The 20,934-nt window shown below is 50.5% G+C and carries 16 protein-coding genes; 5 read left to right on the top strand and 11 right to left on the bottom strand.

What is annotated here, in order from left to right:
* The first annotated feature begins 8 nt into the window (after window positions 1–8).
* On the top strand, window positions 9–1,526 hold the full coding sequence (gene lysS / locus BGE37_RS00505) for a lysine--tRNA ligase (protein ID WP_000003061.1): 1,518 nt from the start codon (window positions 9–11) through the stop codon (window positions 1,524–1,526).
* A gap of 42 nt (window positions 1,527–1,568) precedes the next feature.
* Here the strand turns inward: lysS and idi are convergent, their stop codons facing one another.
* Window positions 1,569–2,117, bottom strand: a complete 549-nt coding sequence (idi, locus tag BGE37_RS00500; protein WP_105276708.1) for an isopentenyl-diphosphate Delta-isomerase — start codon at window positions 2,115–2,117, stop codon at window positions 1,569–1,571.
* A gap of 54 nt (window positions 2,118–2,171) precedes the next feature.
* On the opposite strand from idi, the gene BGE37_RS25505 reads away from it, so the two are divergent.
* On the top strand, window positions 2,172–2,264 hold the full coding sequence (locus BGE37_RS25505) for a hypothetical protein (RefSeq protein ID WP_223344823.1): 93 nt from the start codon (window positions 2,172–2,174) through the stop codon (window positions 2,262–2,264).
* Here BGE37_RS25505 and yqfG read toward each other — a convergent pair.
* Complete coding sequence (gene yqfG, locus BGE37_RS00495) at window positions 2,239–2,364, bottom strand: protein YqfG (RefSeq protein ID WP_001050745.1); 126 nt, start codon at window positions 2,362–2,364, stop codon at window positions 2,239–2,241. The genes BGE37_RS25505 and yqfG overlap by 26 nt on opposite strands.
* Window position 2,365: 1 nt before the next feature.
* The gene (gene uacT, locus BGE37_RS00490) at window positions 2,366–3,814 is read right to left on the bottom strand and encodes a urate/proton symporter UacT (RefSeq protein ID WP_001354956.1); all 1,449 of its coding nucleotides are present in this window, start codon (window positions 3,812–3,814) and stop codon (window positions 2,366–2,368) included.
* 434 nt (window positions 3,815–4,248) lie between these two features.
* Between uacT and ygfT the strand changes: the two genes are divergently transcribed.
* On the top strand, window positions 4,249–6,168 hold the full coding sequence (gene ygfT / locus BGE37_RS00480; protein ID WP_105276707.1) for a formate-dependent uric acid utilization protein YgfT: 1,920 nt from the start codon (window positions 4,249–4,251) through the stop codon (window positions 6,166–6,168).
* On the top strand, window positions 6,168–6,656 hold the full coding sequence (locus tag BGE37_RS00475; RefSeq protein ID WP_000838417.1) for a 4Fe-4S dicluster domain-containing protein: 489 nt from the start codon (window positions 6,168–6,170) through the stop codon (window positions 6,654–6,656). The genes ygfT and BGE37_RS00475 overlap by 1 nt, the downstream gene beginning before the upstream one ends.
* 35 nt (window positions 6,657–6,691) lie before the next feature.
* Here BGE37_RS00475 and ghxQ read toward each other — a convergent pair whose 3' ends face one another.
* From ghxQ to mocA, 8 genes are all read right to left on the bottom strand, one after another.
* The gene (ghxQ, locus tag BGE37_RS00470; protein ID WP_000012163.1) at window positions 6,692–8,059 is read right to left on the bottom strand and encodes a guanine/hypoxanthine transporter GhxQ; all 1,368 of its coding nucleotides are present in this window, start codon (window positions 8,057–8,059) and stop codon (window positions 6,692–6,694) included.
* A gap of 35 nt (window positions 8,060–8,094) precedes the next feature.
* Window positions 8,095–9,411 carry a guanine deaminase gene (gene guaD, locus BGE37_RS00465; RefSeq protein WP_001352959.1) on the bottom strand — a complete coding sequence of 439 codons (1,317 nt, stop codon included), beginning with the start codon at window positions 9,409–9,411 and terminating at the stop codon, window positions 8,095–8,097.
* Window positions 9,412–9,428: 17 nt separating this feature from the next.
* Window positions 9,429–10,829, bottom strand: coding sequence for a xanthine/proton symporter XanQ (xanQ, locus tag BGE37_RS00460; RefSeq protein WP_001280192.1), 1,401 nt, complete (start codon window positions 10,827–10,829; stop codon window positions 9,429–9,431).
* Window positions 10,830–10,994: 165 nt separating this feature from the next.
* Window positions 10,995–13,865, bottom strand: coding sequence for a molybdopterin-dependent oxidoreductase Mo/Fe-S-binding subunit (locus BGE37_RS00455; RefSeq protein ID WP_105276706.1), 2,871 nt, complete (start codon window positions 13,863–13,865; stop codon window positions 10,995–10,997).
* On the bottom strand, window positions 13,862–14,641 hold the full coding sequence (gene ygfM, locus BGE37_RS00450) for a molybdopterin-dependent oxidoreductase FAD-binding subunit (protein ID WP_105276705.1): 780 nt from the start codon (window positions 14,639–14,641) through the stop codon (window positions 13,862–13,864). Before ygfM ends, BGE37_RS00455 begins: the two co-directional genes overlap by 4 nt.
* A 50-nt stretch (window positions 14,642–14,691) precedes the next feature.
* Window positions 14,692–16,020, bottom strand: coding sequence for a putative aminohydrolase SsnA (gene ssnA, locus BGE37_RS00445; protein ID WP_105276704.1), 1,329 nt, complete (start codon window positions 16,018–16,020; stop codon window positions 14,692–14,694).
* Between the two features lie 2 nt (window positions 16,021–16,022).
* Entirely contained in the window at window positions 16,023–19,121 is a 3,099-nt protein-coding gene (ygfK, locus tag BGE37_RS00440) for a putative selenate reductase subunit YgfK (protein WP_105276703.1), read from the bottom strand.
* Between the two features lie 321 nt (window positions 19,122–19,442).
* Window positions 19,443–20,021, bottom strand: a complete 579-nt coding sequence (gene mocA / locus BGE37_RS00435) for a molybdenum cofactor cytidylyltransferase (protein WP_032185058.1) — start codon at window positions 20,019–20,021, stop codon at window positions 19,443–19,445.
* Window positions 20,022–20,123: 102 nt separating this feature from the next.
* Here mocA and yqeC point away from each other — a divergent pair, with 102 nt between their 5' ends.
* Window positions 20,124–20,894, top strand: a complete 771-nt coding sequence (gene yqeC, locus BGE37_RS00430; protein ID WP_105276702.1) for a selenium cofactor biosynthesis protein YqeC — start codon at window positions 20,124–20,126, stop codon at window positions 20,892–20,894.
* Window positions 20,895–20,934: the final 40 nt, after the last annotated feature.

The raw sequence follows: 20,934 nt of genomic DNA, 5'->3' as shown, positions 1-20,934 counted from the left end.
GAACCAACATGTCTGAACAACACGCACAGGGCGCTGACGCGGTAGTCGATCTTAACAATGAACTGAAAACGCGTCGTGAGAAGCTGGCGAACCTGCGCGAGCAGGGGATTGCCTTCCCGAACGATTTCCGTCGCGATCATACCTCTGACCAATTGCACGCAGAATTCGACGGTAAAGAGAACGAAGAACTGGAAGCGCTGAACATCGAAGTTGCCGTTGCTGGCCGCATGATGACCCGTCGTATTATGGGTAAAGCCTCCTTCGTTACTCTGCAGGACGTTGGCGGCCGCATTCAGCTGTACGTTGCCCGTGACGATTTACCGGAAGGCGTTTACAACGATCAATTCAAAAAATGGGATCTCGGCGATATCCTCGGCGCGAAAGGTAAACTGTTCAAAACCAAAACGGGTGAACTGTCTATCCACTGTACCGAGCTGCGTCTGCTGACCAAAGCACTGCGTCCGCTGCCGGACAAATTCCACGGTTTGCAGGATCAGGAAGCGCGCTATCGTCAGCGTTATCTGGATCTCATTTCTAACGATGAATCCCGCAACACCTTTAAAGTGCGTTCGCAGATCCTCTCTGGCATTCGCCAGTTCATGGTGAATCGTGGCTTTATGGAAGTTGAAACGCCGATGATGCAGGTGATCCCAGGCGGCGCGGCGGCGCGTCCGTTTATCACCCATCACAATGCGCTGGATCTCGACATGTACCTGCGTATCGCGCCGGAACTGTACCTCAAGCGTCTGGTGGTTGGTGGCTTCGAGCGTGTATTCGAAATCAACCGTAACTTCCGTAACGAAGGTATTTCCGTACGTCATAACCCAGAGTTCACCATGATGGAACTCTATATGGCTTACGCGGATTACAAAGATCTGATCGAGCTGACCGAATCGCTGTTCCGTACTCTGGCACAGGATATTCTCGGTAAGACGGAAGTGACCTACGGCGACGTGACGCTGGACTTCGGTAAACCGTTCGAAAAACTGACCATGCGTGAAGCGATCAAGAAATATCGCCCGGAAACCGACATGGCGGATCTGGACAACTTCGACTCTGCGAAAGCGATTGCTGAATCTATCGGCATCCACGTTGAGAAGAGCTGGGGTCTGGGCCGTATCGTTACCGAGATCTTCGAAGAAGTGGCAGAAGCACATCTGATTCAGCCGACCTTCATTACTGAATATCCGGCAGAAGTTTCTCCGCTGGCGCGTCGTAATGACGTTAACCCGGAAATCACTGACCGCTTTGAGTTCTTCATTGGTGGTCGTGAAATCGGTAACGGTTTTAGCGAGCTGAATGACGCGGAAGATCAGGCGCAGCGCTTCCTGGATCAGGTTGCCGCGAAAGACGCAGGCGACGACGAAGCGATGTTCTACGACGAAGATTATGTCACCGCACTGGAACACGGCTTACCGCCGACAGCAGGTCTGGGAATTGGTATCGACCGTATGGTAATGCTGTTCACCAACAGCCATACCATCCGCGACGTTATTCTGTTCCCGGCGATGCGTCCGGTGAAATAAGCATTACGTTATGCTCACAACCCCGGCAAATGTCGGGGTTTTTTATTTAAGCTGGGTAAATGCAGATAATCGTTTTCTGGCTTCGCGATTTGTCGCCTGCATCACCATCCACGGACTGAACGCCCACGGCGTGGCATCAATACCGCGTAAAACCGCTGCTAAATCACACCATTGATAATCCATCACTTCATCATCGTTGATCTGTAACGCACTGGTCGTGCGTGCGGCAAATACCGGACATACTTCATTTTCTACAATGCCATTCGGATCGGTGGCGCGGTAGCGAAAGTCAGGATAGACCGGTTCTGGTGCTGTTATTTCCACACCCAGTTCAAAGCGGCAACGGCGGATCACCGCGTATTCGTTGCTTTCGCCCAGTTGTGGGTGCCCACAAACCGAGTTAGTCCACACGCCCGGCCATGCTTTTTTGCTAAGGGCGCGGCGGGTAACTAATAATTGCCCTTTGGCATTAAACAGCCAGCAGGAGAACGCGAGATGTAAGAGAGTGTCTGCCGTGTGTGCGGCATACTTTTCCAGCGTACCCGTGGGAACTCCCTGTGCATTCAATAAAATGACGTGTTCCGTTTGCATAATTTCTCACATGTAATTCTAATCACTCATCATTATAGATAATTGAAGAGTGAAATGATTAACCAAGTGAGCGTTTATCGACAACCGCCCGTTTTGAGCGGATGTCGACAGGTAAAACCATTTAAAAAAGCAGCATCATATATTTGAAGCGACTTTCAATGGCCATTGCAACACAGTCAGAAATGACAGGAATAGAGAGAGTAAAAAGCAACAACAGACTGAATATAGCGCGCATTAAAAGATTCATATTATTCTCCATGCTCATTTTTCTTCAGCTTGCGCATCAGAAGCCACATACGTACTGTCCTGACTTTTAAATCTTTATCAGAGACGGATTCCTTCACCAGATCAGCATGATGCTGATAGCCATTAAAGAAGACGTTCAGCACAACGGCGCTAAGGGTTGCGAGCATAATGCCGCTATGCAGCAACGGTTGCAGTACGGCCGGTAACTTAGAAAAGAAATCGTGTGAGAGCGTCGGAGTCATGCCAACGCCGAGACTGATCGCCACAATATAGAGGTTGTAACGGTTAGTGGTGTAGTTACAGCGCGACAGAATTCGAATCCCCGTCGCCAGTACCATGCCGAACATCACCAGCCCTGCGCCGCCAAGCACAAATTGCGGAATCGAGGCTACCAGCACCGCCATTTTGGGCACCATGCCAAACATGATTAATATGATCCCCGAAGAAATACACACCCAGCGACTATGAACGCGAGTCACGCTAACCAGGCCAACGTTTTGAGAAAATGACGTGTGGGGGAAGCTGTTAAACGTTCCGCCTATCATTGTCCCTACACCATCGACACGCAGCCCGCGAATAATATCGTGCGAAGAGAGTTTACGACCGACTATTTCACCCAGTGCCAGGAACATCCCCATCGACTCGATAAACACGATGATTAACACAGCGGTCATGGTTAGAATAGAAACGGGGTCAAATACCGGCATACCAAACGACATTGGGGTGACAATCGCAAACCACGAAGCATCATGTAGCCCGGACAAATTGACTTCATTCATCATCCACGAAAGTAAAAAGCCAAATACAATCCCCAGTAATACGGCGACGTTGGACATAAATCCTTTCGCATAGCGAGTAATGAGCAAGATAAAAATTAAGACGGCAAAGGAGATACCTAAATAAACGGGATTACCATATTGCGGATTCCCTTTACCTCCAGCGGCCCAGTCAATACCGACCTGAATAATGCTAAGCCCGATAGAAGTAATAACCACACCGGTAACCAGTGGCGGGAATAAAGGCATTAAGCGACCGATAAGTGGTGCTAATAATGTGGTGATAAATCCCGCGGCGATAGTGGCACCAAATATCCCCAGCAGGCCGATATCCGGGTTCATGCCAATGGCTATCATTGGTGTTACAGCAGCAAAGGTTACCGACATAATCACCGGCAGACGGATCCCCATAAAGCGGCCGATACCGATACATTGTAATAATGTGACGATCCCGCAGCAAAAGAGATCCGAGCTAATGAGCATCGCAATAGCTTCTTTTGAGAGGCCCAGTCGGTCACCAATCATAAGAGGAACAGCGACTGCACCTGCGTACATTACAAGGACGTGTTGCAGACCGAGTATGATCAGCTTTCCTGGTGATAATATGCGGTCAACCTCATCAGTTGGGCGGTCTTGCCCTGAAGATGAGGGAAGTTGGGAATCTATGGCGCTCATCAGTGTTTCTCCTTTCGCCCGCCAGAGTAAAAAGCAACCGTTTACGTTCATGAAACTGTTTAAACACATGCTCGTGGAGTGCCAGTTTTTGCAAGGAAGGGGAGTTAGAGACAGGAATTGCGGAGGCAATCACATAATCGTGATTAAACTACGAAAATGAGAAGAGAACCAGACAGTGGAATTATCTGCAATTTTCTCATATTGATATTTTATTAATCATTCTGGCATGTAGCTCTCTCGCATTTAATCAAGTTTATCTGGATAGCTCTCTTTTGGACCTTGATGTTGAAATAATGAAAGCGGCACAGATTGAGGGGTAATAATTTGAACTTAGTCACAAACTTATAATTAAAAAGTCATTCTACCTAATATATGCCCGTTTATTGCATCGCGAACTTTGAGAAGACATAACTCATTAAATGAAAGGGATGCAAATGAATAAGTTTATCGCTGCTGAAGCTGCGGAATGTATAGGCTGTCATGCTTGTGAAATTGCCTGTGCGGTGGCACACAATCAAGAAAACTGGCCGCTGAGTCACAGTGACTTTCGACCGCGTATCCACGTTGTAGGGAAAGGCCAGGCTGCGAATCCGGTGGCCTGTCATCACTGCAACAATGCTCCTTGCGTTACGGCTTGTCCGGTTAATGCTCTGACTTTCCAGCCCGATAGCGTACAACTGGACGAGCAAAAATGTATTGGTTGTAAAAGATGCGCAATCGCTTGCCCCTTTGGCGTCGTTGAGATGGTCGATACGATTGCGCAGAAATGCGACCTTTGTAACCAGCGCAGTTCCGGCACGCAAGCCTGTATTGACGTATGCCCAACACAGGCGTTACGGCTGATGGACGATAAAGGGTTGCAGCAGATAAAGGTGGCCCGCCAGCGCAAAACGGCAGCAGGAAAAGCGTCATCAGACGCTCAGCCATCTCGCAGTGCAGCGTTGCTCCCCGTTAACTCGCGTAAAGGCGCAGATAAAATTTCAGCGAGTGAACGGAAAACCCACTTTGGCGAAATTTATTGCGGGCTGGATCCACAACAAGCGACTTATGAGAGTGACCGCTGTGTTTATTGCGCCGAAAAAGCTAACTGCAACTGGCATTGCCCGCTGCATAACGCTATTCCGGATTACATCCGTCTGGTGCAGGAAGGAAAGATTATTGAAGCGGCAGAACTTTGCCACCAGACCAGTTCCTTACCAGAAATCTGCGGCAGGGTATGTCCACAGGACCGTCTTTGTGAAGGCGCATGTACTTTGAAAGATCACTCTGGCGCAGTCTCTATCGGTAATCTGGAACGCTACATCACCGATACCGCGCTGGCGATGGGCTGGCGTCCTGATGTCAGCCATGTTGTTCCCCGTATCGAAAAAGTGGCGGTGATTGGCGCAGGGCCTGCAGGGTTAGGGTGTGCTGATATTCTGGCGCGCGCAGGAGTTCAGGTTGATGTCTTTGATCGCCATCCAGAAATTGGCGGTATGCTGACTTTTGGCATACCTCCTTTCAAACTCGATAAAACGGTATTAAGCCAGCGGCGAGAGATATTCACCGCAATGGGAATCGACTTTCATCTTAACTGTGAAATTGGCCGCGATATTACCTTTAGCGATTTAACTTCTGAATATGATGCCGTTTTCATCGGCGTGGGGACTTACGGGATGATGCGAGCAGATCTGCCGCATGAAGATGCGCCCGGTGTCATTCAGGCTCTACCGTTCCTGACTGCCCATACCCGCCAGTTGATGGGATTGCCGGAGTCTGAAGAGTATCCGCTGACGGATGTGGAAGGTAAGCGAGTCGTGGTATTGGGCGGTGGCGATACGACCATGGATTGTTTGCGGACTTCCATCCGCCTCAATGCCGCCAGCGTGACCTGCGCGTATCGTCGTGATGAAGTCAGTATGCCGGGCTCGCGCAAAGAGGTGGTCAATGCGCGCGAGGAAGGTGTCGAGTTTCAGTTCAATGTTCAGCCGCAATATATCGCTTGTGACGTAGATGGGCGTTTAACTGCGGTGGGCCTTATTCGTACCGCTATGGGTGAGCCGGGTCCGGATGGACGCCGTCGTCCTCGTCCGGTAGCGGGTTCAGAGTTTGAGCTGCCTGCCGATGTTCTGATTATGGCCTTTGGTTTCCAGGCGCATGCCATGCCGTGGTTGCAAGGCAGCGGAATTAAGCTCGATAAATGGGGCCTGATTCAAACCGGGGACGTCGGGTATTTACCTACCCAGACGCACCTGAAAAAAGTCTTTGCTGGTGGGGATGCAGTTCATGGCGCGGATCTGGTTGTCACTGCAATGGCCGCAGGAAGGCAAGCGGCGCGCGATATGTTAACTCTGTTTGATTCGAAGGCATCGTGATGAAATCGTTAATTATCGTTAATCCGGCTGACTGTATTGGCTGCCGTACTTGTGAAGTGGCCTGTGTGGTCGCTCACCCTTCAGAACAGGAGTTGAATGCCGATGTCTTTTTACCCCGGCTGAAGGTACAGCGACTGGACTGCATCAGTGCGCCGGTGATGTGCCATCAGTGTGAAAACGCCCCTTGTGTTGGCGCTTGCCCCGTGGGAGCGCTGACGATGGGCGAGCAGGTGGTGCAGGCCAATTCTGCCCGTTGTATTGGCTGTCAGAGTTGCGTCAGTGCGTGCCCGTTTGGGATGATAACCATTCAGTCGTTGCCGGGGGATACCCGGCAACAAATTGTGAAATGCGATCTCTGTGAACAGCGGGAAGAGGGGCCTGCCTGCGTTGAATCTTGCCCGACACAGGCGCTGCAGTTGCTTACTGAAAGAGAACTCAGGCGAGTCCGCCAGCAGCGTATTGTTGCCAGCGGTGAGAATCCTCTCTGAAAGAATTCTCCGCGCTGAAAGGCGCGGAGAATCTATTAGATAGCCCATCCACCCGCGTAAAATGCGACCAGTGCGGCAGTAATGATTACCGTACCAATATTCAGCTTTTGCCATTCGCGTGCAAAGACGCGGCCTACGACCAGTGTCACAAAGCCCAGCATAATACCGGTAACGATATTACAAGTCAGAACGATAAACACGGCACACACCAGGCCAGCCATTGCGTCAATAAAATCGTTGAAATCCAGCTTCGAGACGTTACTTAACATCAGCAAACCTACGTACATCAGAGCGGGTGCAGTGGCGTAACCAGGGATCAAAAATGACAGTGGTGATAAAAACAGAATCAACAGGAATAACGCCCCCACTACGGTTGCGGTCAACCCTGTTTTACCCCCGGCGGCGGTTCCTGCCGCTGATTCGATATAAACCGCTGCGGGCGCAGCACCCACCAGGCCGGAGAATATTGAACTTACTGAGTCACTGGTCAGGGCTTTACCGCCGTTGATGATCTGGTTGTCTTTATCTAACAAATTCGCCTGACCGGCGACGGCACGGATGGTACCGGTGGCGTCGAACACTGCGGTCATCACCAATGCCAGTACACTCGGAAGTACAGTTGGCTGGAGTGCCCCCATAATATCGAGGCTGAAAATCAGAGACTTACCATCTTCGCCAGTCAGACTGGGCATCGCCACCAGACCGTGGTACTTCACCGCTGGATCAAAGATTAAGCCGATGATCGAAATTGCAATAATCACCAACAAGATCCCGCCAGGTACGCGGCACTTTTCCAGACCGAAGATGACCGCCAGACCCAGTAAGCTCATCATCACCGGGAAGGAGGTAAACGCACCGAGCGCCACCGGCAAGCCTTCAATCGGGTTTTTGATAACCATTCCCACACCGTTAGCAGCAATCAGCAGCAGAAACAGGCCGATACCGATACCTGTGCCGTGAGCGATACCCATCGGTAAATTACGTAATATCCAGGTTCGCACACCGGTTACAGAAATGGCGGTGAAGATGACGCCCATCAGAAAGACCGCACCCAGTGCGACAGGAACGCTAATTTGTTGCCCGAGTACCAGACTGAATGCGGTAAATGCCGTTAAGGAAATAGCGCAACCAATCGCCATTGGCAAGTTGGCCCACAAGCCCATCAGCAACGAGCCGAAGCCCGCGACCAGACAGGTGGCAACAAACACAGCTGCGGGAGGAAAACCTGCTTTGCCCAGCATTCCCGGAACGACGATAACGGAATAAACCATGGCCAGAAAGGTCGTTAAGCCAGCCAGTACTTCCTGACGAACGGTACTGCCACGAGCGGTAATTTTAAAATAATTATCCAGCGCGCCTTGTGGCTTTGGTGCGTCCGGTGTTTGTAGGATGTCTCCAGACATAATGATGTCCTCACGAGGATGTTAAAGTTTTATTATTAGTTGCGTTCGTACACCAGACGACCATCAACGTAGGTGCGGTAGATCGAACGGTCATCGCCCAACGTCATCATCACGAACAATTTGTCGACTAAAGAAACAGAGTTGTCATAGCGCAGCTGCTGTAGCGGGGTGGCGGTGGGTTCCATCACCACGAAATCAGCCTCTTTGCCAGGTAAAAAGTTGCCAATCAAATCGTCAAGGCCCAGAGATTTCGCCCCGCCGAGCGTGGCAAGGTAAAACGCTTCATATGCCGAGAGGCGATAGCCTTGTAATTGCAACACTTTGTAGGCTTCGTTCAGCGTTTGCAGCATGTTGAAAGTTGTTCCTGCGCCAATGTCAGTCCCCATGCCCACTTTGACTTTCTTCTGCCATGCTTTTTTCAAGTTGAATAAGCCACTGCCGAGGTAAAGGTTGGAGGTAGGACAGAAAGCAATGCTGGATTTGGTTTCGCTGAGACGATCCCACTCTTTCTCTTCGAGATGGACGCAGTGAGCAAAGACACAATTTTTACCTGTCAGACCGTACTGATGGTAAACATCCAGATAACCATCATGGTCAGGATAAAGCGATTTGACCCAGGCAATTTCATCTTTATTTTCACAAAGATGGGTATGTACCCATGTGTCGGGATACTCTTCTTTCAGGCGTTGCGCCATCGCCATCTGTTCAGGAGATGAGGTTGGGGCGAAGCGTGGCGTAATCGCATACAACAGACGACCATTTTTGTGCCAGCGTTCGATCAGTTCTTTGCTTTGGTGATAGCTGCTTTCGGCAGTGTCGAGCAGATAATCCGGTGCGTTGCGGTCCATCATCACCTTACCGGCAATCATACGCATATTGATATGACTGGCGGCTTCAAACAGCGCATCAACGGATTGCGGATGAACGGTACCAAACACCAACGCTGTGGTGGTTCCGTTACGTAAAAGCTGCTTGATGAAGAACGCCGACATTTCGCGGGCGTACTCTAAATCCTCATAACGACGTTCAGTAGGGAAGGTGTGTTTATTCAACCACTCCAACAATTGTTCACCATAGGCCCCAACCATTTCACTTTGCGGATAATGGATATGTGTATCGACAAAGCCCGGTACTACCAGTTTGCCGCGATAGTCGCGCACGCGAATGGTGTCAGGAATTTGATGCTTTCCGTCTTCCCATTCGCCAAACCATTCCACTTTTCCCTGTTTAATGAGTAATAAACCATCCTCAATAAACCGCAGCGCAGAGGCAATCTCTTCCGGGTTATCGACCGTACGGGTGACATCAATAAAACTGCCTCGTACCGCTTTTAACGTGTGTTCTCCTGACATCATTGACTCCTTTACTGTTAATCCATCTCTTCCGCTGAGGTAATACCAGGCAGAACGTTTTCCTGTCGGTAGCCACCAGGGAGGATAATATTTAATAAAATCGCAGTTAATCCACCAGCACAAATAGGGTTTTCAACTAATACATAAATAGAGGCTGGCAATATTTTAAAAATTTCCGGGTCGTAGGAGACGCCAAGCCCTAAACCTAAAGAAGTGGCGACAATAAGTGTTTCACGGCGCTTTAATCCGTTGGTGATGATGATGCGAATCCCAGCGATGGCAATCATGGAAAACATCAACGTCATTGCGCCTCCCAGAACAGCCGAGGGAATGGTCGTGAAGAAGCCGCCAATCATCGGAAACAAGCCGAGAATAACCAACATGACCGCGATGGTTCGCCCGACATAACGTGAAGCGACACCGGTCATCTGAATAACCCCATTATTTTGCGCAAACGTGGTTAACGGTAATGAACCGACAGCGGAAGCGATAACCGAAACCAGGCCATCTGCCAGTACGCCGCCTTTCAGACGCGACTGATACTCTTCTCCCTGGATGGGGCGGCGGGAAACCATTGCCGTGGCGGTGATATCACCGACAGCTTCCAGCACGCTAAGCAAATAAATCGTGCCGACCACCAGGAACTGATGGAAGCTGAAACTAAACCCGTATTTGAACGGATGCGGGATGGTGATTAACGGCAAATTGCGCATACTGCTGAAATCCACCATGCCCAGGCATAACGACGCGATATAACCGACACATAGCCCAATGGCAATCCCTCCCATGCGTAGTAACGGACTGCGGCAGCAGTTAAAGCCGATCACCACAATCAAAACCAATAAACCAACGCCGAGATGTTCGTAATTGCCGAACGTACCGCTGCTTTTGGCAGCAAATCCTCCACCAAAATCGATAATGCCGACTTTAATCAGGCTTAAGCCGATCATCAGCACCACAATGCCGCTAACGGTAGGTGTAATAACCCGACGTAAATAGGGCAGGATAAAAGAAGAGCCGACAACCAGAAATGCGCCAACGAAGGAGACGCCGAGAAGCGACGACATGATTAACTCTTCGTGAAAACCATCGCTTTTCATGCTGCTGCCCAGCGCAATCATGACTGTAACAAATGAAAAATTGACTGACTGAATTGAGAGTAGGCCAGAACCGACGATGCCATAGCGGTTTACCTGTAACCAGGTACCAATACCAGAGGCGATCATCGCCATAGAAACAAGATAGGCGGTTGTTTCAGCGGAAAGCTGTAAGGCCGCACCCACGATTAACGCAGGGGTTACCATCGGAACGAAAATTGCCAACAGATGGGTAATGGCACCAACGAGAGCCTGATGAAAGGGAGGGCGATCCTCCAGTTCAAATATAAGGTCAGAACCTGCATGGTTTATATCAGACATCCCTTCACTCCTTTTAAAGTAAATTTGATCATCTGAATCAGTAAAATAAATTCCCACGAATTTGGGGCGCAGGACGCCTTGAGAACGGCTTATCTCATTTTCGCAGTCAACTATTTAGTCATCGTTCAAACAGAGAAACAGGCCGCCGAAGCGGCCATTTATTATTTATATTTTTTCCAGCGCGGTGAGTATTTTCTCCGGTGTGAAATGCCATTCGCGTAACCAGATGCCGCAGGCATCGTGAATTGCGGTAGCAATCGCCGGAGCTGCGCCATTTACACCGATTTCTGAGATTGATTTCGCCCCGAATGGGCCGACTTTATCGTCGCTCGGCACCAGCACAGCGCGGAAATCACGCGGAATGTCACCAATTTTCGGTGCGCCGTAACTGCGTAAATCACGCGTTAACGGGTGGCCTTCGGCGTCATAAATGATTTCTTCGCTCATACTGTGCCCGATAGCACGCAGGGTGGCTCCGTAGATTTGTCCCAACGCTAACTCTGGATTGACCGGTGTACCACAGTCCAGCAAGGCGTAGAATTTATCCAGGCGGATTTCACCCGTACGTGTGTTGACGGCAACTTCAGCAAAGTTTGCGCCATACGGGAAGGCGAAATCAGGCGTGATATAACTGGCAGTTCCCACCAGTGAACCAAAACCGGTGCCGGTTTCGCCTTTATGGGCAATATCCCCGAAACTAACTTCGCCTTTCTTGCCGCGCACGACGCCCGGCGTTGCTAGTTGAACATCTGCCACTGGCTCACCCAACATTTGCGCGCCGTGGAACAGAATTTTATCCCGCAGATTTTCCGCTGCCAAACGCGCCGCGTTACCCGAGAAGCAAGTACCGGACGAGGCATATGCGCCTTTATCAAACAACGCATGATCGGTATCACCGGAGATAACATGCACGTCCTGCGGTGGGCAGTGCAGCACTTCTGCTGCCAGTTTCGTCACCACGGTATCCAGACCAGTACCAATATCCGCACCGCCAGAATGAACAATAAAGGTACCGTCCGATTCCAGTTTAATCATGCAGTTAGCCTGATCGATATCCGGGATCCCCGATTTCTGCATGATAATGGCGACGCCGCGACCGATGTGCCAGTCACCATTTTGCGGTTTTGGTGAAGACCATTGGATCATCTCGCGACCCTGACGCAGGATCTCTTCCAGCGCGCAGCTGGCGGCGGAAGGAACGGAGGTCGGCGCTTTACCTTCACCAATCGCACCGAGAATTTTCAGCTCTTGCCCTTCGTGTACCCGGTTACGTTCGATAATTTCCAGTTGGTCGATCTGTAACTGTTCAGCCAGTTCCGCTAATGCCATAGTGATAGCGAAGTTACCTTTCGGTGCACCATAACCCTGATAAGCACCATTTGGACAAATGTTGCTGTAGTAGGTGGTGACCTGGAAATCGACGTTATCGCACGGATATAACGGCAGCGACAGCGCCGGTCCGTTACATGGTACGGTGAGTGAGTGATTGCCGTAAGGGCCTGTGTTGGCGCGGAAATCCATCTTCACGGCCGTCAGGCGACCATCTTTCTTTGCCCCCAGTTTGACGGTGACTTTCGCGACGTGACGAGAGGTGTTAGCAATAAACTCTTCTTCACGGGTGTAGCGGAACAGTACCGGACGCCCGGTCACGCAGGTTGCCCAGGCGCACACTTCTTCCAGCAGGATGTCCTGTTTAGACCCAAAACCGCCGCCAACTCGCTCTTTAATTACATGAACTTTATGTTGTTTCATGCCCACGAGGCGCGCGACCTGGCGGCGTAAGTGCCATGGTACCTGGGTGGAGGCGTGGATAACCAGACGATCGCCGTCCATACGGGTAAAGCATATATGAGTTTCAGTCGGGCACTGCTGCGCCTGCGTTGAGTTATAGGTTCGCTCAATGATCACATCGGCATCGGCAAAGCCTTTGTCCATATCGCCAATATGACCATGAATACTGGCGGCGATATTTTTACGGGGGCGAGAACCGATCGGGAAGTTGATGATCATATGCTCGCCGCGCTGGGCTGCATGGCTGTTATCGTCTTCCAGAGTATCTGGCGCACCAGCAACATACACCACCGGTTCATCGTGCACGACAGGCGCATCTTCCGCCATTGCCTCGTCAATCGACATTACAGGTTTAAGCACTTCATATTCAACGTCGATGAGCTTCAGTGCTTCGAGCGCAATTTCTTCACTTTCTGCGACGACCGCAGCAACGCGATCGCCGACGTGACGCATTTTCTTGCCGAACATACGGCGGTCAAGCGGTGACGGTTCCGGTGCGCTCTGACCACCCGGGGTGTAGTAGATATCCGGGCAATTCAGATGAGTAATAACGTGGACGACGCCTGGTAAGGCTTCAGCTTTGCTGACATCCAGGTGAGTAATCAGTGCGTGAGCGTGAGGGCTACGTAACATTTTAATGACGCAGGCGTCAGCCGTTACGCGGTCTTCAACATAGCAGGGTTTCGCCTGCACCATTTTTGCGGCATCAGTTTTAGGATAATGCTTACCAATGACTTCAAGGTCATCGCGGAAAGTCGGAGCGATATCAATGGTGGCCTGCGGGTTATTTTTACGTGCAACCGCCAGTTCAATGACCTGATAGTATTGTTGCCAGCCTGCATCGCGACTGAACAAACCAGAAAGCGCGTCGTCGATCTCTTCGCGGGTCGGTGCGGCGATACGCTCGAGCAGATCAGTGATAATCAGAGCCGCAGCTGGATCGTTATAACCAGACTGCACCACGCCAACATCAACCATTGCCTGTTGAACCAGACTTAACTCGTTCCATTTGCCCAGAGACTCTGCGGTACGAATATCTGCCTTCTCTAACTGTGCGGCGATAAGCAAGGACGCGTTAACGATATTACCGTTAAAGATAATTGCGTCAGAACCGGCAAACCCGAATCCATCATCGCTGTTGCGTACAGAGTGCATTCCCATGTTAAACAACAGCTTTTGCACGTTTTCGCCTGGATTAACGGTTAGCTCCTGAGGCGCGCCATTTAAAGTAAAGTGGATGATCATACGGCTTCCTCCCCAGCCTGTTGGCAGTCGGCATAAAGGTCGGCTACCAGAACTCCCGTGATATAGCGTTTATAGGCCACGCTGCCCCGCAAATCTTCCTGCGGGAAAATGGCGTTGGCGACAGCCTGTTCAAGTGCATTGCCTTCCAGGTTTTGTTTTTCAACATCGTGCAGACGCAGTGCTTTACTGGCCACGCCATCCAACGCAATTCGCATACCGTCGTGATCGGTAAACGCAACGGCTGCCGTTACTACCGTTAACCCAGCCTGAGAACGGCTAATTTTGCGAGTCGCACAGGTGCGATACGGATCTTTAATGATGATTTCGGTTAGCAGGTGATCGCATGGGCAGGCCAGGTACTCCTCAATTGACAGAGTTTCACCGTTGCCAAAAACCAGTTCGGCATCTAGTGCCAGCAGGACGGGAAGCAGCACCGACTCTTCCTGCCGGGCGGCGATTTCACCACCAATGGTCGACTGATTACGAATATGGCGAGAATAGACAAAGCCGAGAGCCTCACGCAGTGCTGCAGGAATAAACCGTGCATCACGCAGTGTTTGCAAGCGAGACATCGCGCCAATCCGCAATGCACCGTTATCCCAGTCAACCCAGTCCAGTTCCAGATCCTGTAAGGATATGGCAATCTTTTTATCGGTACGGGTTGGTGTGGCGTTGAGTTTACTGCCTCCGGCGAACCAGACGGCTTCATCCTGGTAGCGGCGCTTCAGTTCCAGCGCCTGTTCGACAGAGTCGGGCCTGAAAAATTGTTCAATCATCTTCTTTCCTTATTTAACCCTCTTCCCTGCGGGAAGAGGGTATTTGTCATTTATGCCAGCGCATCCATCCGACGCCACATAGCAGCAGCGGCTTTTCTGGCTTGCGCATAAATGGAATCGCAATCGAAGTTAAACTGACGGTCTTCATAGACCATAACGCCGTTGACCATCACGCTGTGGACGCTGCCTGAACCCATGCCGAAAGCGATATGTCCAGCGATATTGTCTGCCAGCAGTGGCGTCGGCGAGTTGTAATCGCAAATGGTTAAATCGGCTTTATAACCGGTTTCCAGCAGGCCAAATTTCGCGCCAAAGTTGCGGCTCATCAGTTCGTTGCCGTTAGCCAGAGCTTTGGCAAAGCTGTCAGGCCACAGCGGACCACCCGCATCGCGATGTTTAAAGAAGGCAAATTTCATCTCTTCAAACATATCTGAACCAATACCGTCCGTACCCAACGCCAGATTGCGGATGTCGCAAAGATGATGGTTGTAGCCGACATGGTTGTTCATGTTTGAACGGGCGTTATGCACCAGGAATGCATCACGCTGATTGAGCAACGCGATGTCGTCTTTAGACAGATAAAGCCCATGAGCGACCAGCGTTTTGCTGTCGATGAGATCGAATTGCGCTAATCGTGCCAGCAGATCTTTGCCGTACCAGTGATGACTATGGGAAACATCGTAAAGGTCTTCCGCAGCGTGAATATGTAAACCACGGCCTGTGGCTTTCACGGCCTCACGCAGCATTTCCAGACCGGCATCCGGCACAGTAAACGGCGCGTGAGCACCAATATGAGCCTCTACCAGATACGGTTCAGTTGCCGCTTTCTTCGCATCATCAATCTGACGGGCGAAGCGGATATTTTCCTCTACTCCTTCCTGTAGTTCTTTAATGCCGTTGTTACGGTCAGTGGTTTCAAAACAGGTCATCGCACGCAGGCCAACTTTTAAAAATGCGTTGCGCAATGTGGAGAGCGACCCGCTGATATACGCCGGAGAGGCATGGTGATCGATAACAGATGTACAGCCGCTCTTAATCGCTTCCAGTGAACAAATCAGCCCGCTGTAATAGAGCGACTCTTCATCAAGGGCGCGATCGAGCCGCCACCAGAGATTTTTCAGCGTTGAAATGAAATCCGGGCAGGGGGCGATGTTTGCCATAATTCCACGGGAAAGCCCCGAGTAAAAATGGTTGTGCGAGCAGACAATTCCCGGCATCACAATCCGACCATGCATCTCTTTGTAGTTGGCATCGGGGTAGCGTTGCGTCAGCGCATCGCCGATAGCGACAATCACATCATTTTCGATGGCGATATCAACGCCTTCCTGCACTTTCGCCGGGTGTAACTGCACTGCGGTGACATTCTTCAGAATCAACATGATTACACCTCCACGCGGCCCAGCAGATAATGATGATGCTGGTGGACATGGCTAATGATGCGGCACATATCGTTCAGCTCCGGTGGTACGTTGTTGAACTGACCTTCGCTGTCGATGTTTAACACCCAGCTTTGGTTATTCAGACGTACTCGTACCCGGCAATCTTCCACAAGGAAGCCTGGGTTGCTGCTGTTATCAAAGTCTTGCGACAGGCTGAAGACGGTGATTTTGTCTTTGTACGGTTTACCGTTCCACGGACAGAACTGAGCACAGTTGCCGCATTCGTTACAGTAAGCGTCGAGGTGCAGCGTCTGGAAACGGTTCTGGAAGCCAGGGACCGCAATGGATACGTTGGCGCGGTTCGGGCAGACATCCACACACTTGCTGCAAACGTAGTTACATTCAAGGCAGCGAGCGGCTTCCTGGGCGACAAACGCGTCACGATCGTCGCTATCCACCAGGGTGATAGAGATATCGCCTTTGCGTTGATAGATTTCCGCCGGATTGACGTTGTTCCAGTATTTATCGTTCTGGTGGGAACGGATATTTTCCCGACTAAGGATGGCATCGGTAGCCCGACGCGCAGTTCCGACAGCAGCGACAATGGAGGATGGTCCGCGCTGTACGTCGCCGATCATAAAGACGTCAGTCAGACGAGTTTCGCCATTATGGTCGACGTCTGGCCAGCCATTTTTGTCCAGCGGCACGCCCATCGCATTCAGGGCTTCAGTATCCTGCTGTTCGCCAATGGCGGTGATCAGGCTGTCTACATGCAGTGTTACTGTTTCGTTGGTTTCAACCGGACGGCGACGACCTTTCTCATCAGGTTCGCCAAGCGACATAACGCGCAAGGTTAAGGTGCCATCAGCATCGAAACGTTCCGGATTATTCAGGAAACGGAACTCCACGCCGTCGTGCAACGCTTCTTCATACTCTTCGCGCCATGCGGGCATCTCTTGCAGTGAACGACGATAAACGACCGTTGCTTTTTCTACGCCTGGAACGCGTAACGCCGCACGAGCGCAGTCCATTGCGGTGTTACCCGCCCCGACAACGACCACATGCTTGCCCAGCTTGAGCGTAGTGCCTTTGTTGTATTCACGCAGGAAGGGGAGTGATTTCCACACATTTTGGTTGTCGCCCGCCAATTTCACACCGCTATTTTTATCAGTGCCGGTGGCAATCAGAACATAGTGGAAGCCCTGATTTTTTAACTGTTCAACGGTCAGATCGGGTGAGCAGCCATACTCAAATTTCACGCCGTGAGCGGCAACAAAATCGATATCGTGCTGAATTAACTCTGCAGGAATACGGAACTGAGGAATGATATTTTTCACCACGCCGCCCGCATTGGCTTCGCGTTCAAACAGCGTAACCGGATGGCCCGCTCTGGCAAGGAAGTAACCTGCTGCCAGACCCGCCGGACCTGCACCAATCACGGCAACCGGATGGCGTGAACCAGAACCGGCTGGTTTGTGCCAGCGTTGCTTATATTCATCCCAACCTTTTTCCAGCGCGACTTTTTTCAGTTCGCGGATATTCAGCGCACTGTCGTAATCCAGGCGGGTACAGTTGTATTGGCACTGGTGATCGCAAATATGACCGGTAATGGCGGGCAGGGCGTTGCGTTGGTAGATGAGTTCCAGTGCGTCGGCATAGCGGTGTTCGCCAAGCAGACGGATGTATTCCGGAATATCCTGTTTAATGGCGCAAGCAGTAACGCACGGTGCAACGTAGCAGTCGGTCAGCGGCAGGTCTTCTGCCACTTCAATACGCTCTTCTGGCTTCCAGTGTTTCTGCGTGTATTCCATGGTTAACGCGTCTGCTGCCAGTTTGTTCAGTCGTTCGACGTCAACATGGTCAAGCCCCCAGGCGTCGGAGCCTTCCAGCTCGCGCATGCAGGCACTTAAGCGCAGATAGCCGCCAGGTTTCAGCAGGTCGGTTGCCATAGTAATAGGGCGAATACCAGTATCAAAAATATCGCGGATAGTCAGCTGACTGGCACCACCGGAATAAGAAATGGGCAGTTTGCCGTCAAAGGCGCGAGAGAGAACTGCTGCAACATTGATGGAGAGCGGGAACAGCGCACGGCCTGACATATACATCTCTTCACCAGGCAGTGCACCTTTGTTATTAATGGTGCCGAGGGTATTGGTCAGTTTGACGCCAAAGCCGAGTGATTTTTCTTTTGCCAGTACCATCAGGCGTTCCAGCATTTCCAGCGCTTGCGTCAGCTTGAGGTCGTGATCAAATGACTCTTCTTTTAAGCCTATGTAACCGAAACCGCAGACATCGAGGATCTCACGAACACGCGCGTACCCCAGTAAGGTCGGGTTGAGTTTCACAAAGGTATTGAGCCCTTTTTCTTCCAGCATGTAGCGGCAAATGGCTTCGATTTCATGCGGAGGACAGCCGTGCATCGTGGAGAGGGTAACGCCTTGTACCATGCTGGTGGGGATGCGTGCCGGTAAGGCCTGCAAGCATTCGCGTTTTTCCTGTAAGCCGTGGCGGGCTAAAAATGCGTCATCCTGGAGTAATTTATTCAGCGTATCGCGATATTGAGCGAATTTCGGATGGTCAGATGCGTCCATCATATTATCGATGAACTGTTGCATCGGCGGTTGCTTAATACCTTCGAGGTTGTAACCGACGCTCATATTAAAGATGAACGATTTACCGGAATCAGAAGGCTGGAACATCGCTTCGAGAAGGTGCAGGGCAAACCAGGCTTTGAGGTATTCATCCCAGGCTTTAAGCAGGGTAAATTCGGTGGACCATTCGGTGTTAAAGCACTCGTCTTCGGCATCAATACAGGGCTTTTCCAGCTCCAGGCGGTCAAGAATTTGGACGGTTTTTAGTTCGATGAAGCGTCCGCCAGTCAGCCAGGATGTGACAATATTTTGCGCGAGCTGCGTGTGCGGACCAGCGGCAGGGCCGACGGGAGTGGCACAGGTTTCACCGAAGACGCTAACAGTTTTACCTTTTACGGGTGAGTAAAACTGTTGCTCGGGAATACCAAAGATTGAGCGTTGTTGTTGGTATTCATCAAATATGCGCGTCAAAAGTTCCTCAAACGGAATGGGACGCATAATATCCCCCATAACCCTCTCCTTAGCTTATACAGATATCATTGAGTGACCGGTGTTGAGAAATCCGGTGGTTTAGGGGGATAGAGCAACAATCGCACCACTCTTGCCAGGTTTGGCGGGAAATATAAAAAAATGTGAGGCGGCTCGAAACTTAAGGGCTTTTTGTGAATGAACTCACAGGTGCCAAATGAGAATTAAAATCACTCCTGGGAATTATTATTACCAGCCCATTTATCACTTTTTCTCTTTTCTCAAAATCAGTGATTCCTTATCATAATGATAAAGCAGGCTGGATGGTTTAAATATTTGAACGCAAACGTTTAACTACGTTTTCTAAATTTCAGTATACCTTTTTTGCGCTGTAATAAAGTCGTCCGGAGTATCAATATCTAAAATTATTTCTGCATTCTCTATTTCGACGGAATAATGTTCTCCCATAAGGAGTGCCTGACGCATATTGGTGACATTGGGTCGCTGGGTTGCCTGCATCAGGCATGGCTTTGACACTAAAATCGGATGGCCGGGGATACCTTTATGGAGTGGCAGTATTGCGCCATCATTACGTAACGACCAGATTTTTCTAAAAATATCGATGGTGAGGGTTGGCATGTCACCGTGGGTGAGAAAACAATGTTCGGTTTGCACCGCGGGTACTGCGGCCTTTACTGATGTCAGTAAACCCTGCGCATAATTTGGGTTGTGGATAATAGTGATATTACTCTGGTTCGCATAACGTTCGTGCAGTTCATTACCACGATAGCCGGTGACTAAAATAATTCGGCTACAAAACTGCAACGCATTTTTGATACTTGCATCAAGAATTGTTCCCTCTTGCCAGGGTAACATCATTTTCCATTGCCCCATTCTTGATGATAATCCGGCAGCGGTAATTATACAGTCGATGGCTGACATAGTGGTTCCATTATTAATAGGGGCTAATAACGCCTGTTAATTGCGTTACTTCCTGATGGATTAAGTTGGGGATAATTTATCCCAGAGAGGTCATAAAGACTCGTGAAAAGTATAGTTGACCCATCGGCATTATTCATTGATTTAGGCGCGCAGAAACGCCCCACTGTGATTTCTGTTGTTGGGGCTGGGGGGAAAACCAGCTTGCTTTTTTGGCTGGCAGAACTGCTCCAGGCTAGCGGCAGGCGTGTGTTAATCACTACGACGACACATATGTTTATGCCAACGTCTCACTGGCCCGTGGTTTTCTGTCGTGATCCCGCCATGCTTCCTCATACGTCTCTTACATCCCCCATTTCATTTTGTTTTCACAGCTGGAAAGCGAACCAGGGAAAAGTGCAGGGATTTATGCCAGAAGCGATTGATGCACTGGTGCAACGACCAGAGTGTGACGTAATTCTCATTGAGGCAGATGGCTCGCGTGGAATGCCGTTAAAAGCGCCTGATGAGCACGAACCTTGCATACCCAAAAGCAGTTGCTGCGTGATTGCTGTGATGGGAGGACATATTTTGGGTGCGAAAGTGAGCACAGAAAATGTCCATCGCTGGTCGCAGTTTGCTGATATTACCGGGTTAACACCTGATGCAACCTTGCAACTGAGCGATCTCGTTGCGCTGGTTCGCCACCCTCAGGGCGCATTTAAAAACGTACCGCAAGGTTGTCGGCGAGTCTGGTTCATTAACCGTTTTTCTCAATGTGAGAATGCGATTGCGCAAAGCGAGCTCCTTCAACCGCTGCAACAACACGACGTAGAGGCAATCTGGCTGGGCGATATACAAGAACATCCTGCAATCGCGCGCAGATTTGTGAATTAGCGGCCCGGGTATTCCGGGTTACTGAAAGGATATCCATTGA

Origin of the sequence: Escherichia sp. MOD1-EC6300 (genome assembly GCF_002965045.1) — a bacterium.
Classification (GTDB): Bacteria; Pseudomonadota; Gammaproteobacteria; order Enterobacterales; family Enterobacteriaceae; genus Escherichia; species Escherichia coli_F.
The sequence above is the reverse complement of the archived record's forward strand: the minus strand, read 5'-3'. Positions and strand labels throughout refer to the sequence as shown.

Coding starts and splice junctions, on each gene's coding strand:
- idi (WP_105276708.1), bottom strand. CDS start 2,117: ATGCAAACGGAACACGTCATTTTATTGAATGCACAGGGAGTTCCCACG.
- lysS (WP_000003061.1), top strand. CDS start 9: ATGTCTGAACAACACGCACAGGGCGCTGACGCGGTAGTCGATCTTAAC.
- ygfT (WP_105276707.1), top strand. CDS start 4,249: ATGAATAAGTTTATCGCTGCTGAAGCTGCGGAATGTATAGGCTGTCAT.
- ygfK (WP_105276703.1), bottom strand. CDS start 19,121: ATGGGGGATATTATGCGTCCCATTCCGTTTGAGGAACTTTTGACGCGC.
- ygfM (WP_105276705.1), bottom strand. CDS start 14,641: ATGATTGAACAATTTTTCAGGCCCGACTCTGTCGAACAGGCGCTGGAA.
- yqfG (WP_001050745.1), bottom strand. CDS start 2,364: ATGAATCTTTTAATGCGCGCTATATTCAGTCTGTTGTTGCTTTTTACT.
- BGE37_RS25505 (WP_223344823.1), top strand. CDS start 2,172: ATGATTAACCAAGTGAGCGTTTATCGACAACCGCCCGTTTTGAGCGGA.
- xanQ (WP_001280192.1), bottom strand. CDS start 10,829: ATGTCTGATATAAACCATGCAGGTTCTGACCTTATATTTGAACTGGAG.
- mocA (WP_032185058.1), bottom strand. CDS start 20,021: ATGTCAGCCATCGACTGTATAATTACCGCTGCCGGATTATCATCAAGA.
- BGE37_RS00475 (WP_000838417.1), top strand. CDS start 6,168: ATGAAATCGTTAATTATCGTTAATCCGGCTGACTGTATTGGCTGCCGT.
- ghxQ (WP_000012163.1), bottom strand. CDS start 8,059: ATGTCTGGAGACATCCTACAAACACCGGACGCACCAAAGCCACAAGGC.
- ssnA (WP_105276704.1), bottom strand. CDS start 16,020: ATGTTGATTCTGAAGAATGTCACCGCAGTGCAGTTACACCCGGCGAAA.
- BGE37_RS00455 (WP_105276706.1), bottom strand. CDS start 13,865: ATGATCATCCACTTTACTTTAAATGGCGCGCCTCAGGAGCTAACCGTT.
- uacT (WP_001354956.1), bottom strand. CDS start 3,814: ATGAGCGCCATAGATTCCCAACTTCCCTCATCTTCAGGGCAAGACCGC.
- guaD (WP_001352959.1), bottom strand. CDS start 9,411: ATGTCAGGAGAACACACGTTAAAAGCGGTACGAGGCAGTTTTATTGAT.